Below are 12206 nucleotides of genomic sequence, written 5' to 3' on the forward strand. Positions count from 1 at the left end.
ATTCCTTCTTGTCGGTCGGCCACTGCTCGAGGGCGACGTGCAGGGCGTCGATGATGCGTTCCCATGACTCGGCGGTGGAGCGTGTGTGCCCGAAGCCGCCGGTAGCCTCCAGCACGCTGTATCCGTGGAAGGTGCTGCGCAGCAATCGGACCGCGTCGGTTCGGTCGGGTTCGGCCAGACCATAGGCGCGCAGCATGCCGTAGGTCAGATCGACGGCGCGCAGCGCGCCGGTCGCGGTGCGCGCCACTTCGGGATCGAACGGAAGCTGGGTCGCGGCGTAGCGGCCGGGGTAGCGCAGCGCGTAGTCGCGCCAGGCGTGGGCGTAGGCGGCGAGCGCATCACGTCCGGCGCGACCGGCCACCGCGGCCGCGATCAGTTCGGTCTTCTCCGTGGCCGCCAGAACGGATACCCGCGCCCGGAGATCTCGCAGATTCTTGACGTGCGAGTACAGGCTGGCGTCCTGGACGCCGAACTTCTTGGCCACCGCTGACATGGTGACGTTCTCCAGACCGATTTCGTCGGCGAGATCGGCCGCGGCCCGTGTGATCCGCTCTGCGGTCAGTCCCGCTCGGGCCATCATGCGCACACCTCCAAAAACTTGGCCTACTTATTTATTACCTAATCATCCTAGGTTTGGCAATCGCGAAGGCGCTCCGCGCTGCGCCCCGGCCGACGCCGACCAGCAGCTTGTCCGCGCGCGCCGATTCGCCGACGCCGATACCTTCTGTGCGGTTACTTGCTTAGCGCAAGTAAGTAGACTATAGTTGCGTAGCACAAGCAACTAATCGTGTGCTGGGAGTAGGCATGGCAGTTTCACCTGATGCGGCTCGGAGCCTGATAACCGAGCTCTATTTCATGGGCCGTGCGATCCGCGCTGCCCTGTCCCATTCGGAAGAAGGGCACCTGCTGCCGGGGGGTGTCGGCGTGCTGGGCACCCTCGAGGCCAGGGGGCGATGCAGGCAGGTGGATCTGGCCCTGGACCTTTGCATCAGCCCATCGACGCTGAGCAGGCAGGTCGCCGAGTTGGTGAATTCCGGCGACATCGCCCGCCATGCCGATCCCAGCGATGGCCGGGCCACCCTCATCGAGATCACCGATCAAGGACGGGATCTGCTGCGGCGCATCCGGGTGTCGCGGGCACGGGGATTGCAGGCCGCTCTCGCCGATTGGAGCGAGGACGAAGCCGAGCAGGCCACCGTGGTTGTTCAGAAGCTCAGGAATTCACTGGCCGCAGTCGCGCACCACACCGCGGTGGGCGGGAGCGAGCCGGTTTCGACAGAGAGTCAGGAAGTGGATGTCTAATTCAGTCGATGCGGGGACGAGGCGCGATCCGGACGCGATGACCCATCGTCAAATCCTGGAGGCGATGACCGGCCTGCTGGCGGCGTTGTTCACCGCGCTGCTCAGCACGACGATCGTCTCGACCGCGCTGCCCACGATCATCGGCGACCTGGAGGGATCGCAGACCGCCTACGCCTGGGTCATCACCACCGCACTGCTGGCCAACGCCGCCTCCACCCCGATCTGGGGCAAATTCGCCGACCTGTTCAACAAGAAGCTGCTGGTCCAAACCGCCATCGTCATCTTCGTCGCCGGTTCGGTCATCGCCGGACTCGCCCACAACGTGCCTGTGCTACTGGCCGCGCGCGTCGTCCAGGGCATCGGCATGGGCGGACTCACCGCCTTGGTCGTCGCGATCATCGGCTCCATCGTCGCCCCCCGCGAACGCGGCCGCTACTCCGGCTACATGGGCGCGGTCATGGCGGTCTCCATGTCCGGCGGCCCCATCCTCGGCGGCGTCATCGTCGACAGCCCACTCGGCTGGCGCTGGTGCTTCTTCGTCTGCGTACCCATCGCCGTGATCGCATTGGCGCTGTTGCAGTGGACGCTGCGGCTGCCCACCGAGCGCAAGGAAGGCGTGTCGATCGACTGGCTCGGCGCGACGCTGTTGACCGCCGGTGTCTCGGTGCTGCTGATCTGGGTGTCCTTCGCCGGGAAGGCGAACTACTACCCCTGGATCTCCGAAGAGTCGGCGCTCTACGTCGGTGCCGGTGTGCTGCTGCTGATCGCTACCGTGTGGGTCGAGTCCCGCGCCAAGTCGCCGATCATCCCGCTGCCCATCGTCACCGAACGCACCACGGGTCTGGCGATCATCGCCTCCATCGCCGTCGGTGTCGGCATGTTCGGCGCGACCACCTTCCTCGGGCAGTACTTCCAGACCGCACGCGGCTACTCGCCGACCATCGCGGGTGTGCTGACCATCCCGCTGGTCGCGGGCATGCTGATCGCCTCGGTGGGCTCCGGCCAACTGATCACCCGGCGCGGCAAATGGAAGAGCTTCGTCGTCTCCGGCGCCGCGCTGCTTGTGGCCGGATTCGCGCTGCTGTCCACAATCGACCACGCCACCAACCTGTGGCTGGTCGGCACCTACATCACCATCGTCGGCCTCGGCGTCGGCATGATGATGCAAAACCTGGTCCTGGCCGTGCAGAACACCGTCAGCGTGCACAACATCGGCGCCGCCTCCAGCAGCGTCGCCTTCTTCCGCACCTTCGGCGGCGCCATCGGCGTCTCCGTACTCGGGTCGGTACTGGCCACCCGCGTCAGCGAGCTGTCCGCGCAAGGATTCGCCAGGCTGGGCATCCACCCCACCACCTCCGGCGGCAGCAACCTGAACCTGGACGCCCTGCCCGCACCCATCGCCACCATCGTGCGCGCCTCCTACGGCGATGCGACCGGGCGGATCTTCCTCATCGCCGCGGGTGCCACGGTCGTCGCCCTCATCGCGGCGGCGCTGCTGCCGAACCGTCCGCTGCGCCGCACGATCGACATCGATCCCGCACTCGACCCGACCGCGAACAAGTCTGCCGCGCAGGACGATCCGACCGTCACGGATGACATGGCCGCACTGGATGCCGAACTGGCTGCCTTCGCGGAATCGAGCTGGGACGACAACCGAGTCTGGGATGGCGCCGAGCGCGTGTTCTCCGAGCCCGAGCCGGTGCAGGCCGCGTCGATCGGGCGGCATGCGGTGGTAGAACAGAACGGCCGTGTGTACCGGGTGGCGGCGTCGTCACCGAACGGTCTCCCGGCCGGCGGCTTGGCGGGGTCGGACTTCGATGGCGGGGCGTTGGGTGGTCGTGTCCGTCGTGAGGACGGTCGTCCGGTGCCGGGTGCGGTGTTGACGGTGGTCGATCACGGTGGCCGTCAGGTCGCGCGGGCGAACAGCGCCGCTGATGGTGGTTATGCGATCACCGCGCCGGAGACGGGTGACTACGTTTTGATCGTGTCGGCGATGGGGCACCAGCCGACCGCGGTCAATGTGTCGGTCGGCCGGCGGCCCCAGCGGGTGGACCTGACCTTGGTGGGTTCCGGTGAATTGTCGGGTGTGGTCCGTACCGCCGGCCCGGGTGTGCCGCTGTCGGGTGCGACCGTCACGCTGACCGATTTGCGTGGCGAGGTGGTCGGGTCGGCCGTCACGGGCGAGGACGGCACCTACGTCTGTCGCGGTGTGGTGTCAGGTGTCTATACGTTGGTCGCGGTCGCGGAGCATATGCGTCCCAGTGCCACCACGTTGACGGTGCCGGAAAGCGGTGTGCTGCGTCATGACATAGAGCTGGCCGCGGTGGCGGTGCTGACCGGGTCCGCGTGGGCGGGGGACAGCCGAGCGGTGCCGGATGTGCTGGTCAGTGTGCTCGACGCCGCGGGGCAGGTGACCGCGACGGCACGCACCGACGACAACGGCCGGTACGTCGTGACCGATCTGCCCGAAGGCCAGTACACCGTCGTCGCGCGTGGTTATCCGCCGGTGACGGGGCAGGTCACCGTGTCCGGCGGCGAGGTCGCCTACGATGTGCGGCTCGGTTACGAGACCGAGGATCGTCGATGAGCGGATTGACCGGTCGTGTTCGCACCACGCAGGGGTGGCCGGTACCGAACGCGGTATTGACGGTGACGGATATGACGGGGCGCCAGATCGCCCGTGCGGTCGTCGACGAAACCGGTGCGGTGGGCACAGAGCCGTTGCCCGCGGGTGTTCACACCGCGGTGCTCACCGCCGCCGGGTTCGAGCCCGTAGCGCGGACCGTGCGGATCTCCCCGGCAGGGACAGGCGTGCTCGGTGAGGTGGTGCTGGCACCGGTCGTCGGGACGGTGGCGGCACCGCCACCGGGGCCGTGGACGATCGATCCGGTGCATTCGACGGTGATCGCCACGGTGCGTCATCTGGGCATAGCCAGCATCAAGGCCCGATTCGCCGAGGTGAGTGGGCGGCTCGACATCGCCGAGCCGTTCGAACGGTCCACCGGGCACGCGGAGATCAAAGCGGCGAGTATCGATACCGGTATCTCCGCGCGTGACGATCATTTGCGTTCGCCGGACTTCCTGGATGTCGACACCTATCCACTGATCACCTTCGCCGGCAGCGGGTTCCGTCGTACCGGTGGTGACACCTGGGTGATGCCGGGTGAGCTCACCTTGCACGGGCAGCGTCGCTCGGTCGATCTCGAGGTGACCTATGGTGGGTTCGGCGCGGATCCATGGGGTGGTGTGCGTGCTGCGTTCCACGCCGAAACAACTCTGCACCGCAACGATTTCGCGATCGATTACAACGCGGTCGTACGCGCGGGAGTGGCCGCCGTCGGCACCACCGTCAAACTCGACCTCGACGTCGAAGTCGTGCAAGGCGAGCAGCTACCCGTGATCTAACCGGCTTCGGCCGAAAACGGGGTTCGGGGTCGATGAATTCCGTTCGTGCACATCGTCTGCATTTCGAAGACGAGAACCGACTGCACGAGGAGAACTCATGACCCAGCTGCCGTCCGCGGTCACCGCGCGGACCCTCGACGTCCCGGGTGCGCGCCTGTACTACGAACTGCGTGGCGCGGGACCGCTGGCCGTGCTGGTGGGCGCGCCGATGGCCGCCGCCGCGTTCACGCCACTGGCCGATCTGCTCGCCGCCGATCACACCGTGCTCACCACCGATCCGCGTGGGCACCAGAACTCCACACTGGTGGACGCCGAAGCGGACTCGACGCCGGAACTGCGCGCCGACGACCTCGCTCGACTGATCGCCCACCTCGACGCCGGGCCTGCCGTGGTCTTCGGTTCCAGCGGTGGTGCGGTGACCGCACTCGCCTTGGCCCGGTCTCGTCCTGATCTCGTCACCACCGTCATCGCGCACGAACCGCCGATCAACGCGCTCGTCGCCGACCGAGACGCGCACCGTGCCGCGACCGACGACCTCGTCGCCACCTATGCCCGAGGCGACGTGCTCGGCGCCTGGCGGAAGTTCTTCGTGGCCGCGAACATCGCGATGCCCGAGCCGGTGCTCGAGCAGATGTTCGGCCCGGAGCGTGACCCGCGGCAACTGGCCAGTGAGCGTTACTGGTTCGCCCACGAGATCCGCGGCACCACAATGTGGGAGCCCGACATCCCCGCGCTGCGCCAGGCGCCCCTTCGTCTCGTCGTCGGTATCGGCGCCGACTCCGCCGGGCAATTCTGCGATCGCACCTCGCGGGCCCTCGCCGCGGCGCTCGACCTGACGCCAACGCTGTTCCCCGGCGGACACACCGGCTTCGTCGACGATCCCGGAGCCTTCGTCGACCGGCTGCGCGAAATCCTCCGCGCGTCCTGAATCAGCAGAGTCGACGCGCAGGCTCGGAATCGGTTCACAACGTGAATCTGCGTCCCTTCGCGGCCCACTCGCCGCGGCCGCGCGGCGTGATGGCCCAGCGGCCGCGGTGCTGGCAGTCCATGATCAAACCGCGCGACTGCAGGCGCAGCAATGCGCTGCGCACCGACCAGGCGGTCAGTCGCGCCTGCTGCGCCAGTTGGTCGACGGTGAGCAATCCGCCTGGCGCCAGCACACCCAGCACCGCGAAATCGGCGGCAGTCCTGGGTCGTCTCATCATGTCGCAGCCCTTTCCCTCGAGGAGAAGGCAGCCCGGGATCGACATCGGCGCGGCGGCCCTGGGTTGCCGAATCGACGGTAGAAGCCACACCGATACCCCCGCCATGATTTTGCGCGACTTTGCGAAGTGCGTTGACCGGCATCGGGTCCGGTGGGGACGATTGCACGACATCGTCCGCCAGCTCTCGCAAAGGATCAGCTATGAACCTGCGACTTCTCGGATCCGGATCCGACCATGGAGCTTGCCCCGCCGTGTACGCGACCGACACCGGCGTGCTGGTGGTGCAGGGCGATGCGACCGATCGCACGGGCACGGTCCGCGTGCCGCACCAACTGCTGGACTGGCTCGAACCGGGTATGTGGCTACGGGTGGAGGCGAGTGGAACCTGCGGTTCGGTGCTGGTGGCCGGTGAACCGGTCACCGACCCCGAACTGCTCGCCCAGCTGACCCTCGACTGTCACGAAACCGCCGTGGTGGTGCGCTGATGCTGCACGTCGCGGGTGACCGCTGCTTCGAGCCGCTCTTCCGGGCGGCTCGATTCCGCGCTTTCCATTTGGAGGTCAGAGATCAGTATGTGATGGAGGACGAGCAGGAAGCGTTGCGCCGCTTCGATGCCGGAGTAGCGTACGAGCGAGACGAACAGCCCGAGTCGTGGAAAGCCTGGGATGCTCTGATGGTCGAGTCGGCAGGCCGCGGAGTGGCACTCGAACGACTACGAGTCGTGACGGTCCCGCATACCGGCTACACCCGGTGGCTGTTGTCGGCGACCGACGACAACATCGCCACGGGCGAGGTGGTGCGCTGGTTGCCGCGGCATCTGGTCGACCCGGCGGACCTGCCGCACGACGACTACTGGCTGTTCGACACGAACACGGTGGCCTTCAACACCTTCGCCGCGAACGGAGCGTTCACCGGGCTGTCGATCAGCACCGACCCGGCGCTGGTCGCCCGGTACCTGTGGGTGCGGGAACGGCTGTGGCCCATGGGCATCGATCATCAACGATATTGCGAGAGTGAGCACGTACCCGAGTGAACGGTGTGTCGGACGCACGCGAGGTGCTGGGCGCGCGCCTGCGTGAACTTCGTCGCGCTGCCCACCTGACCGGCCTGGAGCTGGCCGCGAGGTGCGGCTGGCATTCGAGCAAGGTCTCCCGGATCGAGGGCGGCAAGCAGACGCCGTCGGAAGCGGACCTCGCCGCGTGGTGCGAAGCCTGCGGCAATACCGCCGTACTGGACGATCTGGTCGCCAACGCGCGCAATCTGCAGTCGATGTACCTGGAATGGCAGCGCACCGTGGCCTCCGGGCACGCGCGCAGGCAACGGCAGTCGATCCACCTGGAGGCGCAGACAACGCAGATCCGCTGGTATGCGCCGGACACGTTGCCGGGGTTGCTGCAAACCGAGGGCTACGCGCGGGCGATCCTGACCGCCTGCATCGCCGTGACCGGCGGGCGCGACGATCTGGAAGAAGCGGTGGCCGCGCGCATGACCCGCAAGCAAGTGCTCTTCCGGGCGAAACACCGGTTCCACTTCGTGGTCAACCAGGCCGCGCTCTGGCGGACGGTCGGCGACGCCACCGTCATGGCCGAGCAACTCGCCCACCTGCTCGCGGTGATGGCCAACCCGACCGTCCGGTTGGGCATCATCCCGATCTGCGCCGAATACCGCGCGCCCGCGACGAACTTCGTCATCTACGACCGCTCGCAGGTGCTGACGGAGACGGTTTCGGCGGAGCTGACCATCACGAGGCCGTCGGAGATCGCTCTGCACGAGAAGACCTTCGCGATCCTCGCCGAGCAAGCCGAGTACGGCGATCGAGCCCGGGCGCTGATCGCGAAAGCGCTGGAACGCCGCCGCGGCGCCTGAGCGGGTCGAGCCGTGCAACGACGATGCCGCCGCGGTCGTCCAGCGGCGGCATCAGGGCGATCGACTCGTCAGCGCACGAACGTCGCCGCTCGATCGGCGAGGTCGAGCAACGGTTGCGGAAAGACACCGAGCGCGAACGTGGCCGCCGCGGTGATCGCCACGATCGTCGTGGTCAGGGGCGGGCTGACCAGCACCGGCGCGTCGGCGGGCGGGTCGGTGAAGAACATGAGCACGATGACCCGCAGGTAGAAGAACGCCGCGACGGCGCTGCAGATCACGCCGATGATGACCAGCGATGTCGCGCCGCCCGAAGCGGCGGCCTCGAAGACGGTGAACTTGCTGACGAAGCCGCTGGTGAGCGGCAACCCCGCGAAGGAGAGCAGGAACAGCGCGAAAACCATTGCCAGCCAGGGCGAGCGGCGGCCGAGCCCGGCCCAGCGCGGCAGACCGGTGGCCTCGTCGCCGTCCGGCTCGCGGACCAGGCTGACCACGGCGAACGCGCCGAGCGTGCCGATTCCGTAAGCCAGCAGATAGAACAGCACCGCCGCGACACCGCGATCGTTGGCCGCCACCGGGCCGGTGAGCAGGAATCCGGCATGGGCCACCGAGGAATACGCGAGCATCCGTTTGACGTCGGTCTGCGTGATCGCCATGACCGCGCCGACGGCCATGGTCGCGATCGCGACGGCCGCGAGGATGGGCCGCCAGTCGTCGCGCAGGCCGGGCACCGCGACCTGCAGCACGCGCACCAACGCGCCGACCGCGGCGATCTTGGTGGCCGCGGCCATGAATCCGGTGATCGCGGTGGGAGCGCCCTGGTAGACGTCGGGCACCCAGGACTGGAACGGCACCGCGCCGATCTTGAACAGCAGACCGACCGCGAGCATCGCGACCCCGAGGACCGCCAGCGTCGCGTTGTCCGGATGCTGCGCGATCGCGTCGGCGATGCCGCCGAGCCGCACCGTGCCGGCCTGGCCGTACAGTAGCGCGACGCCGTAGAGGAAGAACGCCGAGGAGAACGCGCCGAGCAGGAAGTACTTCAACGCCGCTTCCTGGGAGAGCAATCGCTTGCGCCGGGCCAGGCCGCACAGCAGATACAGCGGCAGCGACAGCACTTCCAGCGCGACGAACATGGTCAGCAGGTCGTTGGACGCCGGGAACAGCAGCAGGCCGCCGACGGCGAGCATCGTCAGGGGGAACACCTCGGTGGTCGCGACACCCGCGCGCAGCGCCGCCGCTTCGGCCGCGCTGCCGGGCACCGCCGAAGCCTGGGGGGTGAAGGCGTCCACACCGTGTTCGAGGGTGGCGGCGGCCCTGCTCCAGGTTCCGGGGCCCGACCGCGCCCGTCGGCGCGGCTCGGCTCCGCGCTCGGCGATGAACAAGATCCCGAGCAGCGACACCACCGAGATCGTGCCCTGCAGGAACAGGGTCACGCCGTCGATCGCGACCGCACCGGCGACAGCGGTGGTTTCGGTGCCCGCCAACAGCACCACGGCGACCAGCGCGGCGACCGAGCCCGCCACGCTCAGCACCAGATGGGTGGCATAGCGGTAGCGCCGGGCGACGAACGCTTCGGCCAGTACGCCGAGCACGGCGGCGCCGAACACGATGAGCATGGGGGACAGGGCCCCGTATTCGATGCTCGGTGCGGGAACGCTCGCGGCGAGCGTCGCGGTGGAGGCGAGGTCGGTCATTTGTGGGCACCTCCGGGATGGTGGGCCGATCCCGCTTCCGCCGGTGGCACCGACGGCGCGGGATCGCTCCGGCCGATGGTGGTGAGCGTCTGGCTCACCGCGGGATCGATGAAGTCGGTCAGGACTTTCGGGTAGATGCCGAGGAACAGCAGCGCGGCGATCAGCGGAATCACGACGGCCAGTTCACGTGGGGCGAGATCCCAGATCCGTTCGTTGCCCTTCTTCACCGGTCCGGTCATCATCCGCTGATAGAGCCACAGCACGTAGAGGGCCGCGAGCACCAGCGCGCTGGCGGCGATCACGGCGGCGAACCGGTAGCGGGTGAAGGTGCCGATCAGCACGAGGAATTCGCTGATGAACGGGGCGAGGCCGGGTAGCGACAGGGTCGCCAGACCGGCGATGAAGAACGTGCCGGCCAGCACCGGCGCCACCTTCTGCACGCCGCCGTACTCGGCGATGAGCCGGGTTCCGCGCCGCGACACCAGGAATCCGGCCACCAGGAACAGCGCGGCGGTGGAAATGCCGTGGTTGACCATGTACAGCGTCGCGCCGGTTTGACCCTGGCTGGTCATGGCGAAGACGCCCAGGATGATGAAGCCGAAGTGGGAGATCGAGGTGTAGGCGATCAGGCGCATCACGTCGGTCTGCCCGATGGCCAGCAGGGCGCCGTAGACGATGCCGATCACCGCGAGCGTGATCACCAGCGGTGCGTAGGTGTCCGACGCGGCGGGGAACAGCAGCAGGCAGTAGCGCAGCATGCCGAAGGTGCCCACCTTGTCGACCACCGCCATCATCAGCACCGCGCTGGACGGCGTGGCGGCGACGGCGGCGTCGGGCAGCCAGGTGTGCAGCGGCCACAGCGGCGCCTTGACCGCGAAGGCGAACATGAACCCGAGGAACAGGGCATTGAGCACCGCGGGGCCCGCGCCGAGCTGCCCCGCATTGGCGGCGGCGACCACGGTGCGGAAATCGAACGTGCCCGAGGAGCCTTCGCCCAATCCTTCGCGGGCGGTGAGTACGTACAACCCGATCACCGCGGCGAGCATGATCAACCCGCCGAACAGGTTGTACAGCAGGAACTTCACCGCCGCGCGGGAGCGTTGCCTGCGCAGCAGCGCGTCGCCGGTGCGCGGCCCGAACCCGCCGATGAGGAAGTACATCGGGATGAGCATCGCCTCGAAGAAGACGTAGAACAGCAGGATGTCCATGGCGAGGAAGGAGATCAGCACCATCGCCTCGACGAGCAGGGTGAGCGCGACGTAGGTGTGGGCCACCCGCCTGCCGCTGCCGACTTCGCGTTCGTCGTGCCAGCCCGCCAGGATCAGCAACGGCACCAGCGCCGCGGTGAGCAGCACCAGCACCAGTGCGATGCCGTCAAGTCCGAGGGTGTAACCGGCGCCGAACGCCGGGATCCACTGATGGGATTCGACGAACTGGAATTGCGCGCCGCCGGGATCGAAGCGCACCGCCAGCCCGATGCCGATACCGAGCGCGAGCACCGAGAAGCCCAGTGCCACCGCGCGCGCGAGGGTGCGGCGCGCGGCGGGCAGGGTCAGGACGATCGCCGCGCCGACGACCGGCGCCAGCCACAGCGCCGTCAACCAGGGGAACTCGCTCACCACAACCTCACCGCCAGCAGGGCGGCGGCCACCAGGGCCGCGCCGGTGAACATGGACAGGGCATAGGAGCGCACGAACCCGGACTGCACTCGCCGGGCGCGTGCGGACAACCCGCCGATCAGCGCCGCGGTGCCGTTGACGACGCCGTCGATGCCGCGGTTGTCGAGGAAGACCAGCGCCCGGGTCAGGTACTGTCCCGGCCGCATGAACGCGGCCTCGTTGACCGTGTCGCCGTACAGGTCGCGGCGCGCCGCGACGGTGAGCGCGGACACCGCTTCGGGTGCGGTCTCGGGGACCTCACGCTGCGCGTACTGCGAGTAGGCCACCCAGACCCCGACGGCGACCACGCCCAGCGCCAGGATCGTGACCAGCGCCGCGGGAACGGTTTCGGTGCCGTGGTGGGCGCCAACGACCGGTTCGAGCCAGTTCTGCAGTGCGGAGCCGAAGACGAACACCGCGCCCGCTCCGATCGAGCCGACGGCGAGCAGGATCATCGGCCCGGTCATCACCGCGGGGGCTTCGTGCGGGTGGGTGTCCGGTTTCCAGCGCCGTTCGCCGAAGAACGTCATCAGCATGACCCGTGTCATGTAGAACGCGGTCAGTCCCGCGCCCAGCAGTGTGACCAATCCCAGCGCGACCCCACCGAGACCGCCTTGATTGAACGCCGCCTCGATGATCCGGTCCTTGGAGAAGAATCCGGCGAACGGCGGAACCCCGATGATGGCGAGGTAGCCGAGGCCGAAGGTGACGTAGGTGATCGGCAGCAGGGTGCGCAGTCCGCCGTAGCGGCGCATGTCGGTCTCGTCGTTCATCGCGTGCATCACCGAGCCGGCCCCGAGGAACAACCCGGCCTTGAAGAATCCGTGGGTGAGCAGATGCATGATGGCGAAGGCGTATCCGGCGGGGCCGAGTCCGGCGGCCAGCACCATGTAGCCGATCTGGCTCATGGTGGAGGCGGCGAGCGCCTTCTTGATGTCGTCCTTCGCGCAGCCGATGATCGCGCCGAACAGCAGGGTGACCGCGCCGACCAGCACGACGCCGAGGCGCGCGTTCGGTGCGAGGTCGAAGATCGCGTTGGAGCGCGCGATCAGGTACACGCCCGCGGTGACCATGGT

The 12206-nt window shown here is 68.0% G+C and carries 12 protein-coding genes; 7 read left to right on the forward strand and 5 right to left on the reverse strand.

Going from position 1 to position 12206, the window contains the following annotated elements; all coding sequences use genetic code 11:
* The coding region (locus ON21_RS12785; protein ID WP_306307698.1) for a TetR/AcrR family transcriptional regulator at positions 1-580 on the reverse strand (580 nt) is incomplete at its 3' end.
* Positions 581-804: 224 nt separating this feature from the next.
* Between ON21_RS12785 and ON21_RS12790 the strand changes: the two genes are divergently transcribed.
* The 4 genes from ON21_RS12790 (at position 805) to ON21_RS12805 (ending at position 5635) form a co-directional block, all read left to right on the forward strand.
* On the forward strand, positions 805-1302 hold the full coding sequence (locus tag ON21_RS12790) for a MarR family winged helix-turn-helix transcriptional regulator (RefSeq protein WP_039798066.1): 498 nt from the start codon (positions 805-807) through the stop codon (positions 1300-1302).
* Complete coding sequence (locus ON21_RS40805) at positions 1295-3889, forward strand: MFS transporter (protein ID WP_083880575.1); 2595 nt, start codon at positions 1295-1297, stop codon at positions 3887-3889. Before ON21_RS12790 ends, ON21_RS40805 begins: the two co-directional genes overlap by 8 nt.
* Positions 3886-4707, forward strand: coding sequence for a YceI family protein (locus ON21_RS12800; RefSeq protein WP_039798067.1), 822 nt, complete (start codon positions 3886-3888; stop codon positions 4705-4707). The genes ON21_RS40805 and ON21_RS12800 overlap by 4 nt, the downstream gene beginning before the upstream one ends.
* A gap of 97 nt (positions 4708-4804) precedes the next feature.
* Entirely contained in the window at positions 4805-5635 is an 831-nt protein-coding gene (locus tag ON21_RS12805; protein WP_039798068.1) for an alpha/beta fold hydrolase, read from the forward strand.
* A 34-nt stretch (positions 5636-5669) separates the two neighbouring features.
* Here the strand turns inward: ON21_RS12805 and ON21_RS12810 are convergent, their stop codons facing one another.
* On the reverse strand, positions 5670-5912 hold the full coding sequence (locus ON21_RS12810) for a GntR family transcriptional regulator (RefSeq protein WP_157170820.1): 243 nt from the start codon (positions 5910-5912) through the stop codon (positions 5670-5672).
* Positions 5913-6112: 200 nt separating this feature from the next.
* On the opposite strand from ON21_RS12810, the gene ON21_RS12815 reads away from it, so the two are divergent.
* The 3 genes from ON21_RS12815 to ON21_RS12825 are packed head-to-tail and all read left to right on the forward strand — an operon-like array spanning position 6113 to position 7778.
* Positions 6113-6397: a hypothetical protein gene (locus ON21_RS12815; protein WP_157170821.1), complete on the forward strand. Its 285-nt coding sequence runs from the start codon at positions 6113-6115 to the stop codon at positions 6395-6397.
* Positions 6397-6945, forward strand: coding sequence for a DUF6879 family protein (locus ON21_RS12820; protein WP_039798070.1), 549 nt, complete (start codon positions 6397-6399; stop codon positions 6943-6945). Before ON21_RS12815 ends, ON21_RS12820 begins: the two co-directional genes overlap by 1 nt.
* Before the next feature lie 5 nt (positions 6946-6950).
* The gene (locus ON21_RS12825) at positions 6951-7778 is read left to right on the forward strand and encodes a helix-turn-helix domain-containing protein (protein WP_245562573.1); all 828 of its coding nucleotides are present in this window, start codon (positions 6951-6953) and stop codon (positions 7776-7778) included.
* A 68-nt stretch (positions 7779-7846) separates the two neighbouring features.
* Here ON21_RS12825 and nuoN read toward each other — a convergent pair whose 3' ends face one another.
* From nuoN to ON21_RS12840, 3 genes are all read right to left on the reverse strand, one after another.
* Positions 7847-9472, reverse strand: a complete 1626-nt coding sequence (gene nuoN, locus ON21_RS12830) for an NADH-quinone oxidoreductase subunit NuoN (protein ID WP_039798072.1) — start codon at positions 9470-9472, stop codon at positions 7847-7849.
* The gene (locus tag ON21_RS12835) at positions 9469-11091 is read right to left on the reverse strand and encodes an NADH-quinone oxidoreductase subunit M (RefSeq protein ID WP_086006408.1); all 1623 of its coding nucleotides are present in this window, start codon (positions 11089-11091) and stop codon (positions 9469-9471) included. Before ON21_RS12835 ends, nuoN begins: the two co-directional genes overlap by 4 nt.
* On the reverse strand, positions 11088-12206 hold a 1119-nt coding region (locus ON21_RS12840; RefSeq protein WP_039798076.1), incomplete at its 5' end, for an NADH-quinone oxidoreductase subunit L. The genes ON21_RS12840 and ON21_RS12835, both read right to left, overlap by 4 nt.

Origin of the sequence: Nocardia araoensis NBRC 100135 (assembly GCF_000308435.1) — a bacterium.
In the GTDB taxonomy this organism is placed as follows: Bacteria; Actinomycetota; Actinomycetes; order Mycobacteriales; family Mycobacteriaceae; genus Nocardia; species Nocardia araoensis.

Excerpts from the sequence above, each read along its gene's own strand:
- ON21_RS12820 (WP_039798070.1), top strand. The coding sequence starts at position 6,397 with ATGCTGCACGTCGCGGGTGACCGCTGCTTCGAGCCGCTCTTCCGGGCG.
- ON21_RS40805 (WP_083880575.1), top strand. The coding sequence starts at position 1,295 with ATGTCTAATTCAGTCGATGCGGGGACGAGGCGCGATCCGGACGCGATG.
- ON21_RS12815 (WP_157170821.1), top strand. The coding sequence starts at position 6,113 with ATGAACCTGCGACTTCTCGGATCCGGATCCGACCATGGAGCTTGCCCC.
- ON21_RS12810 (WP_157170820.1), bottom strand. The coding sequence starts at position 5,912 with ATGATGAGACGACCCAGGACTGCCGCCGATTTCGCGGTGCTGGGTGTG.
- ON21_RS12805 (WP_039798068.1), top strand. The coding sequence starts at position 4,805 with ATGACCCAGCTGCCGTCCGCGGTCACCGCGCGGACCCTCGACGTCCCG.
- nuoN (WP_039798072.1), bottom strand. The coding sequence starts at position 9,472 with ATGACCGACCTCGCCTCCACCGCGACGCTCGCCGCGAGCGTTCCCGCA.
- ON21_RS12800 (WP_039798067.1), top strand. The coding sequence starts at position 3,886 with ATGAGCGGATTGACCGGTCGTGTTCGCACCACGCAGGGGTGGCCGGTA.
- ON21_RS12790 (WP_039798066.1), top strand. The coding sequence starts at position 805 with ATGGCAGTTTCACCTGATGCGGCTCGGAGCCTGATAACCGAGCTCTAT.